This is a genomic window from Flavobacterium sp. KKT103, assembly GCF_055640565.1.
This window is the reverse complement of record NZ_CM145766.1, coordinates 796,314-816,708: the sequence shown is the minus strand read 5'-3', so window position 1 is coordinate 816,708 and position 20,395 is coordinate 796,314. Positions and strand designations below refer to the sequence as shown.

The 20,395-nt window shown below is 34.0% G+C and carries 22 protein-coding genes; 16 read left to right on the top strand and 6 right to left on the bottom strand.

Annotated features, from left to right (window positions below):
- The first annotated feature begins 21 nt into the window (after positions 1-21).
- The 4 genes from ACZ2G0_RS03520 to ACZ2G0_RS03505 all read left to right on the top strand — a co-directional run bounded on the left by ACZ2G0_RS03520 (position 22) and on the right by ACZ2G0_RS03505 (position 4,794).
- The gene (locus tag ACZ2G0_RS03520; RefSeq protein ID WP_300288062.1) at positions 22-1,332 is read left to right on the top strand and encodes a lipopolysaccharide biosynthesis protein; all 1,311 of its coding nucleotides are present in this window, start codon (positions 22-24) and stop codon (positions 1,330-1,332) included.
- A gap of 35 nt (positions 1,333-1,367) precedes the next feature.
- Positions 1,368-2,450: a glycosyltransferase gene (locus ACZ2G0_RS03515; protein ID WP_470309025.1), complete on the top strand. Its 1,083-nt coding sequence runs from the start codon at positions 1,368-1,370 to the stop codon at positions 2,448-2,450.
- Positions 2,451-3,518 (top strand): hypothetical protein, encoded by a 1,068-nt coding sequence (locus ACZ2G0_RS03510; protein WP_470309024.1) that lies wholly within the window; start codon positions 2,451-2,453, stop codon positions 3,516-3,518. It begins immediately after the preceding gene.
- A 109-nt stretch (positions 3,519-3,627) separates the two neighbouring features.
- Positions 3,628-4,794, top strand: a complete 1,167-nt coding sequence (locus ACZ2G0_RS03505) for an O-antigen ligase family protein (RefSeq protein ID WP_470309023.1) — start codon at positions 3,628-3,630, stop codon at positions 4,792-4,794.
- On the opposite strand, the gene ACZ2G0_RS03500 is transcribed toward ACZ2G0_RS03505, so the two are convergent.
- Complete coding sequence (locus tag ACZ2G0_RS03500) at positions 4,763-5,842, bottom strand: glycosyltransferase (RefSeq protein ID WP_470309022.1); 1,080 nt, start codon at positions 5,840-5,842, stop codon at positions 4,763-4,765. The genes ACZ2G0_RS03505 and ACZ2G0_RS03500 overlap by 32 nt on opposite strands.
- A 235-nt stretch (positions 5,843-6,077) precedes the next feature.
- Here ACZ2G0_RS03500 and ACZ2G0_RS03495 point away from each other — a divergent pair, with 235 nt between their 5' ends.
- Positions 6,078-7,445: an exopolysaccharide biosynthesis polyprenyl glycosylphosphotransferase gene (locus ACZ2G0_RS03495; RefSeq protein WP_470309021.1), complete on the top strand. Its 1,368-nt coding sequence runs from the start codon at positions 6,078-6,080 to the stop codon at positions 7,443-7,445.
- A 1-nt stretch (position 7,446) separates the two neighbouring features.
- A complete protein-coding gene (locus tag ACZ2G0_RS03490) occupies positions 7,447-8,229 on the top strand; it encodes a glycosyltransferase family 2 protein (RefSeq protein ID WP_470309020.1) in 783 nt (260 codons plus the stop codon).
- On the opposite strand, the gene ACZ2G0_RS03485 is transcribed toward ACZ2G0_RS03490, so the two are convergent.
- Positions 8,213-9,523 (bottom strand): phenylacetate--CoA ligase family protein, encoded by a 1,311-nt coding sequence (locus tag ACZ2G0_RS03485; protein ID WP_470309019.1) that lies wholly within the window; start codon positions 9,521-9,523, stop codon positions 8,213-8,215. The genes ACZ2G0_RS03490 and ACZ2G0_RS03485 overlap by 17 nt on opposite strands.
- Before the next feature lie 151 nt (positions 9,524-9,674).
- Here ACZ2G0_RS03485 and purD point away from each other — a divergent pair, with 151 nt between their 5' ends.
- A complete protein-coding gene (gene purD, locus ACZ2G0_RS03480) occupies positions 9,675-10,949 on the top strand; it encodes a phosphoribosylamine--glycine ligase (RefSeq protein ID WP_470309018.1) in 1,275 nt (424 codons plus the stop codon).
- Positions 10,950-10,970: 21 nt separating this feature from the next.
- Here purD and ACZ2G0_RS03475 read toward each other — a convergent pair whose 3' ends face one another.
- Positions 10,971-11,201, bottom strand: coding sequence for a DUF6341 family protein (locus ACZ2G0_RS03475; protein WP_300288053.1), 231 nt, complete (start codon positions 11,199-11,201; stop codon positions 10,971-10,973).
- A 133-nt stretch (positions 11,202-11,334) separates the two neighbouring features.
- Here ACZ2G0_RS03475 and ACZ2G0_RS03470 point away from each other — a divergent pair, with 133 nt between their 5' ends.
- The gene (locus ACZ2G0_RS03470) at positions 11,335-12,264 is read left to right on the top strand and encodes a DUF6427 family protein (RefSeq protein WP_470309017.1); all 930 of its coding nucleotides are present in this window, start codon (positions 11,335-11,337) and stop codon (positions 12,262-12,264) included.
- Here ACZ2G0_RS03470 and upp read toward each other — a convergent pair.
- Positions 12,259-12,912 (bottom strand): uracil phosphoribosyltransferase, encoded by a 654-nt coding sequence (upp, locus tag ACZ2G0_RS03465; RefSeq protein WP_300288050.1) that lies wholly within the window; start codon positions 12,910-12,912, stop codon positions 12,259-12,261. The two genes, ACZ2G0_RS03470 and upp, sit on opposite strands and share 6 nt — an antisense overlap.
- A gap of 121 nt (positions 12,913-13,033) precedes the next feature.
- Here upp and ACZ2G0_RS03460 point away from each other — a divergent pair, with 121 nt between their 5' ends.
- From ACZ2G0_RS03460 to ACZ2G0_RS03450, 3 genes are read left to right on the top strand one after another with little or no spacing between them, the layout of a single operon-like run.
- On the top strand, positions 13,034-13,639 hold the full coding sequence (locus ACZ2G0_RS03460) for a DUF4254 domain-containing protein (RefSeq protein ID WP_470309016.1): 606 nt from the start codon (positions 13,034-13,036) through the stop codon (positions 13,637-13,639).
- Between the two features lies 1 nt (position 13,640).
- A complete protein-coding gene (locus ACZ2G0_RS03455; protein ID WP_470309015.1) occupies positions 13,641-13,874 on the top strand; it encodes a hypothetical protein in 234 nt (77 codons plus the stop codon).
- Positions 13,875-13,905: 31 nt separating this feature from the next.
- Positions 13,906-14,913 (top strand): glycosyltransferase family 9 protein, encoded by a 1,008-nt coding sequence (locus tag ACZ2G0_RS03450; protein WP_470309814.1) that lies wholly within the window; start codon positions 13,906-13,908, stop codon positions 14,911-14,913.
- Between the two features lie 130 nt (positions 14,914-15,043).
- On the opposite strand, the gene ACZ2G0_RS03445 is transcribed toward ACZ2G0_RS03450, so the two are convergent.
- The gene (locus ACZ2G0_RS03445) at positions 15,044-15,376 is read right to left on the bottom strand and encodes a hypothetical protein (protein ID WP_470309014.1); all 333 of its coding nucleotides are present in this window, start codon (positions 15,374-15,376) and stop codon (positions 15,044-15,046) included.
- A gap of 271 nt (positions 15,377-15,647) precedes the next feature.
- Complete coding sequence (locus ACZ2G0_RS03440) at positions 15,648-16,697, bottom strand: 2Fe-2S iron-sulfur cluster-binding protein (protein WP_470309013.1); 1,050 nt, start codon at positions 16,695-16,697, stop codon at positions 15,648-15,650.
- Positions 16,698-16,826: 129 nt separating this feature from the next.
- Here ACZ2G0_RS03440 and ACZ2G0_RS03435 point away from each other — a divergent pair, with 129 nt between their 5' ends.
- From ACZ2G0_RS03435 to ACZ2G0_RS03415, 5 genes are all read left to right on the top strand, one after another.
- The gene (locus tag ACZ2G0_RS03435) at positions 16,827-17,168 is read left to right on the top strand and encodes a PadR family transcriptional regulator (RefSeq protein ID WP_300288041.1); all 342 of its coding nucleotides are present in this window, start codon (positions 16,827-16,829) and stop codon (positions 17,166-17,168) included.
- A gap of 10 nt (positions 17,169-17,178) precedes the next feature.
- A complete protein-coding gene (locus ACZ2G0_RS03430) occupies positions 17,179-17,850 on the top strand; it encodes a hypothetical protein (RefSeq protein ID WP_470309012.1) in 672 nt (223 codons plus the stop codon).
- A gap of 3 nt (positions 17,851-17,853) precedes the next feature.
- On the top strand, positions 17,854-18,510 hold the full coding sequence (locus tag ACZ2G0_RS03425) for a hypothetical protein (RefSeq protein ID WP_470309011.1): 657 nt from the start codon (positions 17,854-17,856) through the stop codon (positions 18,508-18,510).
- A gap of 643 nt (positions 18,511-19,153) precedes the next feature.
- Positions 19,154-19,465 (top strand): GIY-YIG nuclease family protein, encoded by a 312-nt coding sequence (locus ACZ2G0_RS03420; protein WP_470309010.1) that lies wholly within the window; start codon positions 19,154-19,156, stop codon positions 19,463-19,465.
- 202 nt (positions 19,466-19,667) lie between these two features.
- Complete coding sequence (locus tag ACZ2G0_RS03415) at positions 19,668-20,336, top strand: hypothetical protein (RefSeq protein ID WP_470309009.1); 669 nt, start codon at positions 19,668-19,670, stop codon at positions 20,334-20,336.
- Positions 20,337-20,395: the final 59 nt, after the last annotated feature.

Sequence of the window (20,395 nt, the reverse complement as noted above, 5' to 3'; positions counted from 1 at the left end):
TACAGATTAATAAACGTAGATATGTTAAAAACAATTGGCTACTATTTTCAAAAAATCAAACAAAATTCGTTTATTCATCAAAGTATAATAACGTTAATTTTGAGAGTTTTTGGAGTGCTAATTTTGTTTGGTTTTACTTTATTTCTCACTAAAAATTTCTCACCAAAAATTGTAGGTCAATACGATTTTGTACGATCCTATTTATTTGTCATCGGTAGTATTTGTTTGCTAGGGTGCGATCAGTCGATTCTTTACTTTCGAGGCCAACTTAAAGGAACTTATTCCTTGATTGGCTTAAAGGGTATTTATGTAAAAATGGTGGGCATCCTACTAGTAATGTCCATTCTGTTATGTTTGCTCGTTTCAGTCATTAATGAACCCTTTATTGACTCTTTTTTTAGCGATCAGGGAGTATACAAACTACTTTATCAGGCCACATTATTATTGATTTTTTACGCTCTGACAACACTAAACATTGAAGTGATTAGGGCTTTAGATCATTTATATGTCGCAGAGTTATTTAGAAATTCTATTAAGTACGTTCCTGTGATAGTTGGCGCTGTTATCCTAAAGTATACCGATAATGAATCCTATTTACCAGATGTTTTTTTGGGAGGATTTATATTGCTTGCGTTGGTAACGACAGTGATTGTATGGTACTATTTTTCAAAAAACAAAGTGGATGCTAGTAGTAGTATTACTTCATATAAAGAGATTATTACTAAGTCCTATCCTATTGCAGTTAGCGGAATGGCGTTGTTTTTACTAATTAGTTTTGACATCATGTTTTTAAAAAAATATAGGGGAGATGCAACAGTTGCCTTTTATGCTTTGGCAGTAAAATTAATGACAATTTTATCGATGATAATCGTGACAGTTAACATTACAGTCTCTACAAAAATAGCCGAATTTCATTCTGCCGGAAACCTAGAACAACTTAAAGGAGTTATCAAAAACAGCTCCCGATTAATTTTAGTTTTAACACTTCCAGCCGCTTTATTCTTATGTTTATTTGCGGACCCTATTTTAGGTTTTTTTGGGAAAGAATATGTTTTGGCTAAAGATGCCCTACTTATTTTAACAATTGGTCAAGTAATTTGTTCCGCCTTTGGTTCTGCGCCCGTTTATTTAAATATGACAGGTAGGCAGCATATATTTCAAAGGATAGTGGTTGTAGCAGTTTTACTTAATTTGGGTTTTAATAGGTGGTTGATACCTATCTACGGCATGACAGGTGCTGCTAGTGCTTTTGTGATTAGTTCACTTTTTTGGAACTTATGCTCTGCAATTGTAATTTATAAAAGAGATAAGATTGTTGTTTTTTTAAATTGATTTCATTTTTCGAAAGCAAGCGGTAAAAAGTATAAATGAGGATAGTACACATAATAAACAGTTTAGAATCAGGCGGTGCTGAGAAGCTATTGCTTGACACCTTACCGTTATACAAGAAAAAAAAGGTAACTGTAGATTTGCTTGTGCTAAATGGATTTAATTATTCCTTTATGAAAGCACTACGATCTTTAAATTGCTGTTCTATTTATTCTTTAAATTTGGGTTCAGCATACAATCCTCTTGCTATACTAAAGATTATTCCTTTTTTAAAGAAATATGATATTGCACATGTGCATTTATTTCCTACTCAATATTGGGTAGTGATTGCTAAACTGCTTTCGGGTTCAAAAATTAAGCTAGTTTATACGGAACACAGTACCTCTGGAAGAAGAATCAATAGCCGTTTTTTTCAAAGATTAGATCCCTATTTTTACAAACGTTACAACAAGATAATTGCAATTTCAGAAGCAGTAGCAACAGTTATTCACAAGCATACTGGCTTGGGCCACGCTGTTGAATTAATACCTAATGGCGTACTTTTGGAGACGTTTAGGAACAGTAAACCCACTCATCGGTCAACTTTGTTCCCTGGTAGCGATTCTTCTTTAAAAACCATCATTCAAATTGCTAGTTTTAAGGAACCCAAAGATCAAAAAACGGTCATTAAATCGCTCTTGTATTTACCTACTAAAGTGCAATTAGTGTTAGTTGGAGACGGAGAATTGAAGAATGATTGTATTAAATTAGTCAATGAATTGAAATTGGCCCAAAGGGTTGTATTTTTAGGAATACGCTTGGATGTACCCGAATTGATAAAAATGGCCGACATTGTAATCATATCGTCAAAATACGAAGGGTTTTCCCTTGCTGCGGTAGAAGGTATGGCTGCTGGTAAACCGGTAATCGCAACTAATGTGGCTGCCGTAAATACCTTGGTTGATGGAGCAGGAATTTTATTTAAAGAAGGCGATGCTGAACAATTGGCGGCTGAGGTAATAAAGCTTGTGGACAATGAAATGTATTACCAAGCTATCGCTAAAAAATGTAGTTTAAGAGCAAAGCAGTATGACATTGATAGTATGGTAGATAAACAGATTGAATTGTATAAAAAATTGTAAATGATTAATCAAAAATTATCTAAAAATAAAGCTACTTTTTTGCTGTTGTTTCTCTGCAATCTAATTGTTGCGCTACTGGCATTTTATGTTTTACCTAAAAAGTTTTTTTACGATGCGATGCTTATTGCTTATGATAAGGGCAACGAAATTGGGTTTTTAGGTAGTTACCCGCTTACGATTTTATTTTACAAAATTACTTACTTACGGTATTTGTCTTTTCCAATTGTAGCTTTAATTCAGTATCCGATTTTGATTTATGTGTTATATAAAGTAGGGATTCCTAAAAACTTTAACCTACTTACAATCAAAAACCTGTTAGTTTACTTAGGCTTTTTTATGATAGCTGTATTTATGTCTATGCCTTCTAAGGAATTCATTACGTACTTGTATCTTGCTTTGATTGTTTTTATTTACAAAAGTGATCGATTTAGTTTTAAAAAATCGGTTGTTTATTCGATGCTTTTACTGTTACTATTTGGTGCTTTTTACCGCCCCTACTTTTTATTAATTCCCATTATTTCGATAGGAATGTATGGATTGCGCTATGTACAATTCAAAAATAAAACAATGATGACTTTGTTTTACGGACTATGTATAGCCTTTTTTCTTTCATTGAGTTACGGCCTTGTCAAGGGGCAATACCTATCAGAAAGCAGTAGGGAAGTAGTCAATTTAGACCGATTGAATTCGCAGGATGCCAACTCTATTATTGTATCTCCAATTAAGCCTGATACTTGGTATGGCGAAGCTATTGGAATCGCTTACGGTTTTTTTACGGTTAACGTTCCAGTAAATGGCTTAAAACATGTATTATCTCCTCAAATTTTAGCTTTTGTAATTTGGCAACTTCTTTTGTTCTCTCTACTTTTAGTTCGGTTTTCAAATTGTTTAAAAAGTAGACGAAAAGAGAATTATGAGTTGTGGTTATTGCTTATATTGTTCTCTTACTTCATTGTTCAAGGTGTTTTTGAACCTGATTTAGGAACTGCCATTAGGCATAAAATAGGGGTTTTTCCTTTAATTTATTTCGCGTTATACTATGACAATTTCCGAGAAAAACTTCGATAGCATATTCAATTTGTTTTTACTGCTAATTGGTGCAGGAATTATTTTTAGAATTCCTTGTACCTGGCTGCTGCTTGTTTTTGCAGCTTTCAATCTGTTTTTCTTAAAAAAGATGAAAACAATTAAAAAGGCTAATGGCTTACGGCTATTTATTGCCTTGCCTTTACTGTTAGAATTACTGTTTTTTTTTAACACAGACTCCTACTATAATGAAGTGAAAATTTTAGAAAAGTATGCTGCCTTGCCCGTATTTGCCTGGTTTATAATTGGCAATTACCACAGAGTTCATTTCTATAAATTGCTAACTAGTTATGCCTATTTAACCTTACTGATAGTTCTTTTTTATTGGTTTCTTTTTATAGGTACCAATCCCATTTTAATAGCTAAATATCAAAGTGGCATTGATTTATGGGAAATGGGTTATGTGTTTTCACAAAGTATGGGTTTGCACGCACCAGCATTAAACATGCACATGGCTTTTGTTACAGTTATTTTTCTCTATTTGATCTTACAATCGTTCCAAAAACGCAGGGGACTTAAAAATCATATTTTCCGAATTAGTGGTTTTGTGATTTCATTTTTTATGGTATTGTTTATCAACACCCGAATGGCCTTGGTTAATGTGTTTTTAGGAATTTTGATTGTTTTTTTCTATGCCTTAAAAGAGCAGGTTAATGTAAAGAAAACGATTAAAGTAAGTTTAATTTCTATTATAATTTCAGTAGTTGTTTTAATTGTCTTTGTCAAAAACAACAATTATATGACCTATAAATACCAAGTGGTAACCTTTGCTTATATGGACAAAGTGGGTAAATTGGACGAGATTAAAAATCCAGAGGCAAAGATTTTTAATTCTATGGTTACACGGCTATCAATTTGGAAATCAGCTTGGGAGTTATCACTTCAAAATCTACCTTTTGGGACAGGAGCTTCTCAATCCAAAACAGCTTTGATTGCTTATTACAAACAAACAAATCAACAATTTTTAGCTAAGTATGAGTTTCCTACCCATAACCAGTTTCTAGATTACTTCCTCAAATACGGTTTTTTGGGTCCTATCGTTGTTTTGATTTATTTATTAGGAATTGCTTATTTGGGACTCGATTTGAAGCAGCCGGTGGTATTGTTTTTCTTCGTTTCTTTTTTTACCTCTAACTGTATCGATGATTTTTTAATCCGTTTTGATGGAATCGTGTTTAGTAGCTTTTGGTTTGCTGTATTTGGCAGTTATTGGCTTCAGCAAAAGGCTATTGCCGATAAAGTGCAACAAGTTCTTTAAATTTACGGTCATTGCTAAAAAGTTTTTGGCAGCGAACGTATCCGTTTTTCCCCATTTGTGCTCGGGTATTTTTATCCTTGAGAAGGTCTAGGTAATCCTTTACTTCAGCGATAGAGTCAAAGAGAAAGCCGCTTTCATTTGGCACAACCACATCTCTATTTCCTGGAATGTTTGTCGCGATAACTGGTTTTTGCATCGCCATAGCTTCTAAAACCGCAATGGGTAAACCTTCCCAAAGCGAAGTTTGGATGTAAACATCAATTTTATCCAGTTCTTGAAGTACGTTGGGATGGTTTAAAAACCAACCGCTAATACGAATGTTGGTGGCGGTAAGTGTTGGTCTTAGTTCTCCATCACCTATCCAAACAAATTGATACTGTGGATTTTCTAAAGCAATTTTATTGAATAATTCAGGGTTTCTTGCAGCTGTAATTCTTCCTACGATACCGATGGTTAAAACCGAATTAGTATGTGCAGTACAATACGTTTGAATTTCATCAACATTAATGCCGTTGCGAACTAGGTAAGAAGGTCCTATTTTTTTTGCAATTGTATATTCTGCGTCACCGCAGGCAATAGTGGTATTTTTGAATAACTTTTGAAAAACAAGCTCGATTGCTCGGTATGTTACTTTTTTGAAAGCTGAAATATCAGTTCTAAGAAAAGCGTAGCCATGTGGTGTGTAAAAGACCTTTACTTTCTTAAATAGAAAAAAACATGCAATCCTGCCAAGAACGCCTGCTTTAGAGGAATGTAAGTGTACTACATCAGGATCGAGTTTTCGAACTAATTTCAGGAGTTCTCTAGTGGCTTTGAGATCTTTTATCAGCGAAAATTCACGCTGCATACTCAACTCAATTAAGGGCACGGTATCCGAGAAAGAAGCTTTTATTTGAGCACCATCAACCTCCTTACGGTTGGCGCTATAAATAATTGTAGTGTTGATTCCAAGTGCTGTTTGTTCCGCACCAAAATAGCAGGAAAGGTCCTTGAAGTACGAATTGACTCCCCCAGCTAAAGCCTCAACAACATGAACTACTTTTAACATGAATAATTATAATTTTTGTAAAAATACACAAAATTGATTAGTTGAGATTGTACATTTTCTTCTATTAAGCGCAAATAGTTATGGCTTATATGCCTATGGGTTGCTTGTTTTTTTATACCTTGCATAGTCAAACGGTAGGTGAGCGAACTTGACAAATAGATCGATATAAGTCATGTAATTTGCCAACTACTAAAACCCAAAATGCTGCCCATAATTCAAGAATTGTACCTACTACATGACTGCAAACCAAATAGGAAGATATTCAAAATTTATACGCCCCATAGCTGTTTTTACAGATGTGTTAATCATTGCCGTAAATTGTTTTTTCTGGTTCAATCAATTCGGATTGGACAATGTGTATTACTTTGGATACTTACTAGCAGGGTGGTTTGTATTAGCCTTTATACTAGGTTTTTATAAAGTATATCGTTTTACTACTCCCATTGAAATCATTTCTAAAATCGTAAAGCAAGGATTTCTTTTCTTGCTGTTGGTGGTTGCCTATTTTCCTTTTCTGGATAATTTCATGTTTGATGTTGAGGTAGTATTACAGTTTTGCTTAAGCGTTTTTATATTAATTACGCTGTCAAAATTTTTCTTATTTTATTGCTTAAAGCAATACCGTATCATAACAGGGAATAATTTTAGAAGTGCAATTATTATTGGTTACACTGCTGAGGCGATTCGGCTTAAAGAGGTTTTTGAAAGTAGGAGGGAATACGGTTATGTTTTTTCGGGCTTCTTTTCAAATAAAGTGGTAAATCAAAATATAAAAGGGAATATCAATAGCGTTAAAACATTTGTAGTCGAAAAAAAAATAGACGAAATCTATTGTTCCTTGAATGAGGTCTCGAACGAACAGTTAAAAGATTTAATCGATTTTGCTGACGAAAATTTTAAAACTATTAAGTTTATTCCGGATACAAAAGAGGTTTTTACCAAAAATTTAAAAGTTGATTATTACGATTTTTTCCCTGTATTATCCTTGCCAAAGACAGTCTTAGACGAGCCCGTAATTAAATTTTTTAAGCGCACTTTTGACATTGTTTTTTCTTTGGTTGTAATTATCGGCATCTTATCATGGTTAACCCCAATTTTGGCTATTTTAATTAAGTTAGAGTCAAAAGGAGCTGTGTTTTTTAAGCAAGGACGTCCAGGGATTAATGAAAATGAATTCAATTGTTATAAATTCAGATCGATGCGATTGAATGAATCAACTGAAACTGAGACCTATAAAAATGATCCTCGAGTAACAGTTATAGGCCGTTTTATGCGCAAAACCAGTATGGACGAGCTACCTCAGTTTTTAAATGTTTTAATTGGAGACATGTCAGTTGTTGGTCCAAGACCGCATTTATGGTCACAAAATATTACGTACGGGAATAAAATTAAAAAATACATGAAGCGCCATTTTGTAAAACCAGGCATCACAGGGCTAGCGCAAGTAAGTGGTTATAGAGGCGAGATTCTAAAAGATACAGACATGATTAACAGAATAAAACTCGATGTTTTTTATATCGAAAATTGGTCTTTGATTTTAGATTTAAAAATTATTTATCAAACACTCGTGAACATTTATAAAGGAGAAGATAAAGCCTATTAACATGGAGTCAGCATTAGTATCCGTTATCATTCCTACATTCAATTCAGCTCCGTTTATAGCTGAGGCGATTCAGTCTGTACAATTGCAATCCTATGCGAATTGGGAGATTATTGTAGTTGATGATGCTTCTCAGGATACCACAGTTGCGATCGTATCAGAACTGATAAAAGCAGATGCCAGAATTCAGCTGTACCAATTAGCTCAAAATTCCGGTACGGGTATAGCCCGAAATTTAGGTGTAGAAAAAGCCAAAGGGAAGTATTTAGCCTTTTTAGATTCGGATGATTTATGGAAACCGCATAAATTAGAGAAGCAGCTGCAATGGATGCACATACATCAATTGCCTTTTACTTTTTCGTTTTATGACTGCATGGATGAAAATGGACAACCCTTGGGGAGAGAAATTCAAGCACCAAAAAACTTGACATACAACCAACTATTTTTTTGCAATTATATCGGTAACCTAACCGGTATCTATGATGTGGCTTTTTTTGGAAAAATTCCGATTTCGCCCAATAGAAAAAGACAAGATTGGATGCTATGGCTTACGATTTTAAAAAGGATTAGAACATCCCAACCAGTGCCTGAAAGCTTGGCTTATTATCGCATTAGATCCAATTCTATTTCAACTGCTAAAGTCAATTTGCTTAAGCACAATTACGCCATTTACAGGAAGCATCATGGCTTGACTAGTATAAAGGCTTCACTATGTATGCTCCTGTTTTTGTGGAAGCAATTAGTAGTTAAACCCAAGTATGTTAAACCGACTAAAGTAACGAGCTAAATTGTTTGAGTTTGCCTCGATTGGATCGTTTTAGGAAATCTTTTTTAGTAAAAGTAAAATGCAAGCCCGGTTCTAAATACAAGGCAATGGCTTTTTCAATTTTCTCAATTTGTTCGAAAGTTATTTCGGTTGTACTAACGTAATCAATCTCAAAACTGTCCAGTTTAGTTTGTATGATCACAAATTCTTGAACGTTGCCATCATCTTCAATAATACTTTTGGTCACATAATAAAAAGTCAGTCCAGGCGATTTTTTTCCGCTAGGCAGCAAAGCAACATCATTTGTTCGACCAATTAATTTTTTCAGAATGGGTTTTTGTACTGTGCTATTTTCGTCTAAAATACCAATATCGCCAATATCATAACGTATAAACGGATGCGCTTTATTAAACAATGAGGTGATTACAATACGTCCTTCTTGGCCGTGGGGCAAAATAGTATTGTTGTCGTCTAAAATTTCTATATAAAGCGTTTCAGCATTCACTTGCCATTCGCCTTTTGGGTTTTGAAAAGCTATTAAATCCAGCTCTGAGGCGCCATATTCATTAACAACCGGGATCCCGAATTGCGTTTCTAAAAGTAATTTATCCTCTTCAAAAAGCATTTCGGAGGTTACCATAACTACTTTTAAGCTCGGACAAATTGTTTTTAAAACAAGGTTTCGTTTTCTCAAATATTTAGCAAAAAGCACAATCGAACTCGTGTAGCCATTGATGTAATCGAATTTTTCTGTTCGAAATTTTTCAACAATAGTTTCTAAAACAGCATCGGATAAATCAAAAATCGGAAACCGATAGCGCTTGCCTAAAAAATCTTTGAATCGTTCTTTCTTATACCCAATAAAATCCAGTGGAATGCCATAAAAACGTGCTTGATAGGAAGTATTGAAATCGATACCAAACCAACCAAAACGGTACATGTTTGAAGCCCAAGTAAGGGCATGGGAATACTTATCTTTGGCAAAACTAAAGGGTGTTCCGCTTGAACCTGAAGTTTTATTGGTATAACAATTGGTTTTTGTAAATCCTTCTGAAAGCCTATCAGTTAGTGGTATTTGGAGGTCCTTCTTGGTCAAAACAGGTACATCACTCCAGTTTTCAAAGGATTGTTCTTTGGCAAAATCACGGTAAAATGAATTGTGATTCAAATGAAAATCGAGAATTTCTCTTTTTTGATTTGCTACAAAAGTGATACAGTCAGTCTCAGAAAGGTTGATTATAGAATGCAACTGTGTCTTCGCCTTTTTTATAGGGAAGCCATTGAGCCGCAAGGTTAAATCAAATAGAGAAAGCATCTAAAGTTATGTTTCTTCAAAAATAGCGTATATCGGGGTCGAATGGAAAGGGTTGGACAACTTTTTAAAAATTAATTATTTTTTACGTCCAAAAGCAATTATTTTTGCAGCATTCCTTACCAAAGGACACACAACTAAACACACACTACAGATGAATATTTTACTATTAGGATCAGGAGGAAGAGAACATGCTTTTGCATGGAAAATGGTTCAAAGTCCGCTTTGCGATACCCTTTTTATGGCTCCAGGAAATGCAGGAACGGCAGAGATTGCAACCAATGTTGCTATTGGAGTTACTGATTTTGAAGCGATAAAAGCGTTAGTAATCGAAAAAAACATCGAGTTGGTGGTCGTAGGTCCAGAAGATCCTTTAGTAAACGGGATTTATGATTTTTTCTTGAATGACGCCCAATTGAATGCTGTTCCAGTTATTGGACCTTCAAAATTAGGTGCACAGCTAGAAGGAAGTAAAGAGTTTGCCAAAGAATTTCTGGTAAAACACAACATTCCAACAGCTGCTTACGATAGTTTCACGGCCGAAACTGTAGAGCAAGGTTGTGACTTTTTAGAAACCTTACAACCTCCATTTGTGCTTAAAGCAGATGGATTAGCTGCTGGAAAAGGCGTATTGATCATTCATGATTTGGCGGAAGCCAAAGAAGAATTACGAAATATGTTAGTAGGGCAAAAATTTGGAGCAGCTAGTTCAAAAGTAGTAATCGAAGAATTTTTAGACGGAATTGAACTTAGCTGTTTTGTATTAACTGACGGTAAGAATTATAAAATTTTACCAACGGCCAAAGATTACAAGCGCATAGGCGAGGGTGATACTGGATTGAATACAGGCGGAATGGGAGCGGTTTCTCCGGTACCGTATGTTGATGATGTGTTGATGCAAAAAATCGAAACGCGTATTGTAAAACCTACGATCGAAGGGTTTCAAAAAGACGGAATTCCATACAAAGGATTTGTGTTTATTGGACTAATTAACGTAAATAACGAGCCAATCGTAATCGAGTACAACGTGCGAATGGGTGATCCTGAGACCGAAGTAGTGATCCCGAGATTAAAAAATGATTTAGTCGAATTGTTTTTGGCTGTAGCCAATGAAAAACTAGATACGATTATACTTGAGGTGGATGAACGCAGCGCAACTACAGTTGTTGTTGTTTCAGGAGGTTATCCTGAAGCTTTTGAAAAAGGGAAAGTCATTACAGGTTTAGAAAACATCACTGATTCTATTGTTTTTCACGCGGGAACAAAACTAGAAAACGGACAAATAGTTTCTAATGGCGGACGTGTTGTAATGGTTACTTCCTACGGAGATAATTTTGAACAAGCCATAAAAAAATCTTACCAAAACATAGCAAAGCTAAATTTTGATAAGATGAATTATAGAAAAGATATTGGGAACGACTTAAAATAGTTCCCAATACTTTTTATGCTATTATTTTAAAAATGAATGAGCAGTAGTATCTTGATTTTCTGTACCTGCATCATCAAAAATTCTAAGTTGTTTGATCCAATAAACCATTGCGGCAGTGCAAATGATCATGAAAATCCAGTTAATTGTATTTGCCACAAACCAAGATGAAAGTTCTAAAGAACGTAAAAAATCAAGAGGAGCAAATAAAATGTTTACAAATAGGTATTGAATTCCTTCAAAAAATGCTTTCATATCGCTAAAAATTAGTTTGTTGTGTTTATTCCTCAAAACCTATAAAACTCTTTTATTGAGAATCTTTTCAACTTGAGGGTTTACTTTTTAAACAAGTATTATATTTACAGTCACAAAAGTATAAAATATCCTTATGATTACAAGTGTTTTTAAAAAATCTACACCGTTAAATTTCTCTTTAGTAGTATTTTTGATATTAGTTTTCTTCTTTGTCTTTCAAATGCAAGATTCAAGTTGGACGAATTCACTTGTTTTACTTGGACAAAAGTTGGGATTACTAGCTGTTTTACTCGGCTCTGTATTTATGACAAATTTTATTTCGAAAAAAAATGGCTTAAGTAAAGACAGCGGATTTACGGTTTTTTTCTACTTTTTGTTATTGATTTTCTTTCCATCGGTCCTAGACAATGTCAATTTAATTTTGGCTAACTTTTTTATTTTGTTAGCCCTTCGTAGGCTGTTATCTCTCCAATCTCTCAAATCGTCCAAAGAGAAGATTTTTGATGCTTCGTTTTGGATATTTGTAGCTGCTTTGTTTCAGTTTTGGTGTATACTGTATCTTGTTTTAGTGTTTATCTCTATTATTTTTCACGTTTCGAGAGATTATCGCAATTGGTTTTTACCATTTATCGCCTTTTTTGCGGTAGCTACTTTGTTCTTACTAGCGTCTCTGTTGTTTCATTTTAGTATAATTGAATACCTAGAGCAAGCCGTAAGTACTAATTTCGAAATCAATTATTTTACCAATAATTATCAAAATGGTGCTTTATCAATTTATGCTACAGTAGCATTATTTTTTGTTAGTTCTATGGTCCTAAGTTTGTCTAACAGGCCTCAAGTTTTACATAGCTCATTCAAAAAGGTGGTAGCTGCTTTTTTTATAGGCGTAGTGCTATTTGTTGTTTCGGCTAACAAGAGCAATGATTTGCTCCTTTTTACCGTTGCTCCTTTAGCTATTATGGCTACGAGTCATATCGAAATCCCACAGGTGAAATTAAAGCAAGAAATGGTGCTTTTCGTACTCATTGCTTGTAGTTTCTTTGCTTTTTTCTCGCAATTATAGTTTAGTTCCGTAAGCTAAATCACCTGCATCACCTAGTCCTGGGACAATATAACTGTGTTCATTCAATTTTTCATCTAAATCAGCAATCCATAAATGGCAGTGATCGGGTAAATTTTCTTCAAGGTAGGCTATGCCTTCAGGCGCAGCAATTACTACGGCAATATGAATTGCTTTAGGCGTTCCTCGTTCCATCAATTGATTAAAAACAGCTACTATCGATTGTCCTGTAGCAAGCATTGGATCTACAATTAGTAAGTACTTATCGTTAAAGTCAGCAATGGCTTGGTAGTCTACCTTTATTTCAAAATAATCATCATTGTTAGGATGGTATCGAAAAGCCGATACAAAACCATTTTCGGCTTGATCAAAATAATTTAAGAAACCCATATGCAAGGGCAACCCTGCGCGTAAAACCGAACTAATAACCAGCTGATCTGAAATTTCAGTAGTGTTTTTGACTCCAAGTGGCGTTTCAATTGATACTGCTTTATAATGCAATTCCTTGCTCATTTCATACGCCATGATTTCGCCAATGCGTTCAATATTACGTCTAAAACGCATGCTGTCTTTATGGACGTTTACATTGCGTATTTGACCTAAAAAATGATTAAGCACACTGTTGTTTTCAGATAAATGATGGATTTGCATGATGGTATTTGTTGTTATTTTTATTTTAGTAGTTGATTATCAAGCACTAAAGTAGATTTTATAGGTGTAATTTTTTTATAAAAGTATAAAAAGTATCTTTGTATCTATAAAAATATAAAAGATGTTTTCAAAATTAGCCTATTCTGTTTTCGAGCAAAGTATCAAAGATTATCATCAGTTTGATAATGTAGATCAACCGATAAACAATCCTTTTCCTAAAGATAAATTCGAACACTTGTTATATGTTAAGAATTGGATCGATACCGTACAATGGCATTTTGAAGATATTATTCGGGATCCTAATATTGATCCTGTGGCTGCATTGACTTTAAAAAGAAGAATCGATGCTTCTAATCAAGAGCGTACCGATATGGTCGAATACATCGATAGTTATTTTTTACAAAAATTTAGCGATGTTAAAGTTAGTGCCGATGCTAAAATCAATTCCGAAAGTCCTGCTTGGGCTTTTGATAGATTGTCTATTTTAGCTTTAAAAATTTATCACATGAACGAAGAAGCAACTCGTGCAGAAGCTTCAGTTGAACACAGAGATAAATGTCAGGAAAAACTAAATATTTTGCTAGAGCAAAGAACCGATTTATCAACAGCTATTGATGATTTATTGTTTGCAATCGAAAACGGAGAAAAATTCATGAAGGTGTACAAGCAAATGAAAATGTACAATGATGATGATTTAAATCCTGTACTGTACCAAAACAAAAAGTAATATGGCCAAGCCTTCTTTTTTTTCTACTGAACCCCTTTTGTTCAAGATTATTTATGTGCTCTCTTTCATAGGAACGCTGTACGTTTTTTATGAAATTCTGTTTGTTGATGAAAAGCAGCATTCGGGAATCGCTATTTACTTGGTGGCTTTATTTGGTTTCTTTTTTTTAAGAATTGCTTTAAGAAAGAACAGAGATAGAAGAGCTTTAGAAAACGCAAATGCTAAAAAGAAGTAGTTTGCCAACAAAATCTACACATATAGCCGTCATGCGATTATCTGCCATGGGCGATGTTGCCATGACGGTTCCTGTTTTACGCGCCTTAGTGCAGCAGTATCCAGAGGTAAAACTCACGGTTATCTCGCGACCTTTTTTCAAACCTTTTTTTGATGGAATCCCTAATCTTACCTTTTTTGCTTTCGATGAAAAAGAAAGGCATAAGGGTTTTTTAGGCTTAGTTCGGTTATTTAAAGATGTGAAAAAGCTTGATATTGACCTTTTTGCGGATTTTCATAATGTACTACGATCTAAGGTTGTGCGATCTCTTTTTGCCTTGAGCGGAAAAAAAGTAGCTTTTACGGATAAAGGAAGAGCAGAAAAAAAGGCATTGACAAGAGCAGATAATAAAGTTTTTAAACCTTTGCCTAGTATGTTCGACAGGCATGCAGCGGTGTTGAAACAGTTAGGATTCCCTATCGATTTAGCGCATCCTCAGTTTCCTCAAAAAGCGTCTTTAAGTCAAGAAATTCTTCAGATTATTGGAACTCCAAAGACCAAATTAATAGGAATAGCACCGTTCGCACAGTATGATTCTAAGGTGTATCCACTTGATTTAATGCAAGAGGTAATTGATCAATTAGCCATGAAAGCGGATGCTACCATCTTACTTTTTGGTGGTGGAAAAAAAGAAGGAGAACTATTGAATGCATTCGCAAAAGGGAAACCGAATGTGGTTAACATGGCTGGCAAAATCAAGTTTCAGCAAGAGTTAGCACTCATTAGCAACCTAAACCTTATGCTGTCTATGGACTCAGGTAACGCACATATTGCGGCGATGTTAGGCGTAAAGGTTATTACGCTTTGGGGCGCGACGCATCCGTATGCGGGTTTTGTACCTTTTAACCAACCAATCAGCAACTCTTTAGTTTCGGATAGAGAAAAGTATCCTTTATTACCCACTTCAGTCTACGGCAATAAGAAAGTAGCTGGTTATGAAGATGCCATGCGAACGATTACCGTTGACTCAATTGTAAAAAGGGTAAATAGTAGTTTCTAGTTAGCTTAATATGTTTTAAAATTTAGTGTTTACTAACTAGTATTGTGATTTTTTATCAGCTTTAAAATGGTTCAACAGTCACTTAACAATTAATGCAACCAATTCAAATAATTTTATTGATCTAGTATTTCTAAGTTAAAATGTAGTTTCCTTGCGAATCTACGACTGCATAACCTATTATTTTTTTCTTATTTCTATTTACAATTAACGATACATAGCTATTTTCGTTTTCAGTCGCTAGCAGGATATGCTCAAATTGTTCGTTAGCGTAGCGATATACTTTATAGACCAATTCATTTTCTTTGATTTTATTCGAAAGTATTTTGGCCGATTTTAGTTCGCTAACGTATGGCCAAAAATTAAAAATAGCATCGTCTGTGGTTGCTATTTCTTTCACCACCGGACTAAGGGTAGCGTCGAATTTTTCTTTTTCAAGCTGTTTTGGCCTTTTTTTTCTGGACATCTTTAGTATAATAATCAGTGCACAGAGCGAAGCAGTAATTCCAAAAATGATAAAAAAAGTTAAATGTACCGGATGTATTTTAGTGAAGATTGTCATAATAAATAATGTTTTAATTCAGATTAACAACAAGGTGATGAAAGCGACAAATCAATGATAAGGAAATAGCATAGGTAAAAGTGGAATTCTTTCACTAAGGTACTGAAAAAAAGACTTTTCAGGCCAAAAAAAAACTTCCCTTTTCAGAGAAGTTTGCTTTATAATTGAGATGATTTTAAACATCATCAAAATCCACATAAATTGATTCGGATGTTGGGTGCGCTTGACAGCTTAGTATTAAACCATCGGCGATTTCTTTATCGGTCAAAATTGAATTTTTCTTCATTTCAGCCGTTCCTGATGTTACTCTACACAAGCAACTACTACATATTCCGCCTTGGCAGGAATAGGGAGCATCGATTCCTTGTTTTAAAGCTGCATCTAGAATGGTTTGTTTTTGAGACATTTCAAAAGTAGTTTCCTCATCATCGACCATAATCGTGATTTTGGAGTGTCCGCCTAAGTCTTTAATCTCAGCAACTTGAGTTGAACTAGTAAAAAGCTCAAACTTGATAGCAGATTCTTTTACATTTTTCTCTTTTAAAGTAGCCGAAACCGTATTGATCATGTCCTCAGGACCACACAAGTAGAATTTATCAAATTCTAATTCCTTGTGTTTGTTGCCTACCACAAAGTTCACCACTGATTTGTCGATACGACCAAAAAGTGCTTCATCAACTTTTACTTGGCTGTACACATAATGTACAAACAGACGATTCACATATTCTAAATGTAAGTCATGAAGCTGTTGATGAAAGATAGTGTCTTCGGGTGACTTGTTTCCGTAAACCAAAACAAAAGTGCTTTTCGGTTCGCTTTTCAAAACCGACTTTAAGATTGACAATACAGGAGTGATTCCGCTTCCAGAAACGAAGGCTGCATAGTTTTTTTGACGGTCGGCATCTGCTGTAAAAGTGAACTTTCCTTCCGGCGTTCCTACTTCAAGGACATCGCCTGCTTTTAGTTTTGAGTTAGCAAATTGAGAGAAAACACCATTTTTCACAGCCTTTACTGCAATGCGTAATTCACCACTTTCAGGCGAAGAACAAATAGAATACGCACGACGAATCTCTTGGCCATCAAGCGTTAATTTTATGTTTACGTATTGTCCAGCAATGAAGGTATAGTTGGGTTTTAATTCTTCGGGTACATTAAAAAGTATAGAGATTGCGTCTTTGGTTTCTCTTTTTACTTCTTTTATAATTAATTTTAAAAATGAAGCCATATTTTATTTTTTGTACAAATATACTAAAGAGATTAGGTTTCTTAAATCAAAGACTTTGAAAAATTTACATACCTAAAACTGTTATGTATAAGAATCTTATGTATATTTGTAATTCAAAATGAAATCGAAATGAAAAATTCACAATTATATAAGGGGAGTTTAAACACCATTATCATGAAATTACTGGAAGAAAACGGTAAGATGTACGGTTATGAAATCACTCAAAAAGTAAAGGCGATTACGCAAGGCGAACTTAATATTACTGAGGGTGCTTTGTATCCAGCTTTGCATAAACTGGAAGCCGAAGGAATTCTAGATGTTGAAATCGCTAAGGTTGATAACCGAATGCGTAAATATTACAAACTCACTGAGGCAGGCACGAAAGAAACGGTAAACCGACTAGCTGAGCTGGAAGATTTTATTAAAAACATGCAGAGTTTAGTGAACCCAAAGCTGAGTTTAGAATTTTAATTTTTTGAAGATGAAATTAACAATCGAACAAATTGATCTTATCGAAAAAACTTTAGTTTTAAACGGTTTTATTTATGATGATTTAAAACTTGAAGTTTTAGATCATATTGCTACAGAAATTGAAGTACTACTAAATAAAAATAATACGTCATTTGATGAAGCTTTAGTTGCCGTATTTACAGATTGGCAGGAACAATTAAGACCGAGTACTTCTATGTGGATATGGGGGACAAATCCTATTCCTAAAATGGTCATTCTAAAATGCAATAAAATGATGCTTGACGTTTTTAAGATGTCTTTAAGTTTAGGTTTAGTTTTTGCACTTATAGCTACATTACTTATTAAAAATGCAGCCAATAACGAAATTATTGAGAACCTAAACACCGTTTTAAAAGGTTGTGCAATTACGGCTATTGTTTTTCTGCTATTGGCCAAGTATAAACTATTGAAATCAAAACAATATTCATCCTTCCGCTATTTATTTGATCGAAATGGTTTGATCCAAATATTTAATCTTATTGCTATTGCTGCTGGCATATTACAATTTAAGGCAAATGAGGAATTATCTAATTTTAATTTTATGACTATTTTTTTGCCTGTTGTAATGATACTTGCATCAGGATTTTATGGGATGCTTGCGGTCAAACATTTTCAATTTGAAAAAAAATTAAAAATTCAATAAACCATGCAATTAACAACCGAACAAATTGACTTTATAGATTCAATTTTAGTTTTAAACGGACTTAAGTTCGACGACACTAAACTGGAAATCATGGACCATATTGCTACTGAAGTAGAAGTTAAAATGGATGAAAATAAGCTTTCATTTGATGACAATTTTAAAATAGTACTTGATAAATGGTCGGAAGAATTACAACCAACCAGTTCATTTCTTACTGGACTAAGCGTGAAATATCCAAAGATTGTCTTAGAAAAAAAACTAGTTCTTGTAAAAAAACAGATATGGATTGGATTACTATCATCGGTAGTTGTTTTGATCGTTTTCTATGGTTTGGCTTCATTTTTTGACGCTAAAGCAATCACACAGAATGTTCAAGTTGGAACTCGTTTTTTATACCTTCTTGGTGGCTTACTCCTTGTTGCAAGTAACATTAAATTTTTAAAGGCAAAGCACAAAACTTCATTTCAACATAATTTTAAAGAGCGACAAATCGCTTTTTTGATGTTTGTTTATCCAATTTGCTTTTCTCCAACACCTAACGAATTACGAAATCAAATACTACTTGTTATATCTTCTTTTTGGATGCTATTCAGTATGTTTTTAGTGTTACAATTGGTCTTTAAGCATTTTCAATTCGAAAAAAAACTATCATTTCAGTAATTCATATGCTGAGTTAAACTCCTAAGTGTAACAAACAATTTGTCTTGCTGAGGTGCGAAGCATCTCCTCAAATTGGGCAAAAAAATAAAGGGAAGTAAGACTTATAAGTTGACTTAATTGCAATAATTAAAAGGAACAACAAGCAGGGATGCTTCGTTCCTCAGCATGACAAAACAAGCACAAAGGATTGAACCTCAATTAGAACATAAACTCAAATCAAAACAATTAAATGCAACATTACTTAACCACAAATTTGTCTTGCTGAGGTACGAAGCATCTCCTCAAATCGGGCTAATAAATAAAGGGAAGTAAGACTTATTAGTTGACTTAATTGCAATAATTAAAAGGAACAACAAGCAGGGATGCTTCGTTCCTCAGCATGACAAAACAAGCACAAAGGATTGAACCTCAATTACAACATAAACTCGAATCAAAACAATTAAATGAACTATTAGTTAACCACAAATCTGTCTTGCTGAGGAACGAAGCATCTCATCAAAGTAGGCAAAAAAATAAAGGGATAGCGTAATTATAAATTGACTAAATTGAAGTAACTAAAAGTAGCAGCAAGCAGGGATGCTTCGTTCCTCAGCATGACAAAAGCAAGAAGAAAGATAAAAAGTAAACAAAATTAAAAACAGTTATGATAGAATTTCAAGAAGGGTATCATACGTATTACGTTTACATTTTAACTAATAAAGCGAAATCAGTTTTGTATACCGGTGTTACCAATAATTTGAAAATTAGGTTACAACAACACAAAGAGTCCCTGAATCCGGAGTCGTTTACAACCAAATATAATGTTCATTATTTACTGTATTACGAAAAATTCACTTGGATACAACTTGCAATTGCTAGAGAAAAAGAAATCAAAGGATGGAAAAGAGACAAGAAAATCACACTTATAAAAACCATTAATCCGGATCTGAATTTTCTTGATTGTTTGTTTGAATAATAGCGCCATCACACAAATTTGTCTTGCTGAGGTACGAAGCATCTCCTCAAATTAGGCAAATAAATAAAGGGATAGCATAATTATAAGTTGACTAAATTGCAATAATTAAGTGGAGCAACAAGCAGGGATGCTTCGTTCCTCAGTATGACAAAATAGAGGAAAAATATAAATACAAAATAACCACCTTTCATAATATCTAAATATGAAACTAACCAACGAACAAATACAATACGTCTCAAATTATATTGAATCCAAAGATATCAAATGGTATGAGTTACAATTAGAACTCACCGATCACATGGTTTTGAGTATGGAGGAATTTTGGGAACAGAATCCAAACTTATCTTTTGAGCAAGTAAAAGAAAACACGTTTAAAAAATTCACAAAGCCAGAATTAAAAGCGATTGAAAAAGAACGCGCCAAAATTTTAAGTAAAGAACTAGCTAAAGAACACAGAAAAATGATTGCTGAATATTTAACGTTTCCAAAAATCGTTGGTAGTCTTGTGCTCGTTTATTTTGTATATACCATTTCAGCATACTTTGTTAGTCCACAAAAATACATAGCAGTGCTATTTTGTAGTTCATTGATTATTACTTTACCTCTTTGTTTTTATTGGTGGAAAAATAAGGAAATTGATGGCAAGAAGTTTTTAATGGTAAATAGATTAACTTATAGTGGATTGATTATATCTTTTTCAAATTTAGGGATGAGTTCTTCGAGCTATTTAAGAAACGAATTACTCCGGTATCAGTGGTTGGTTTTACTATTTTGTTGTATTTGGGTATTTACAATTTTGTTCTCTATTACTGCAATTTATCTTAGTAAAAAGACAATTAAGAATATCAAAAAACAATACCAACTAACATAACACCGTCATCACACAAATTTGTCTTGCTGAGGCACGAAGCATCTCCTCAAATTGGGCAA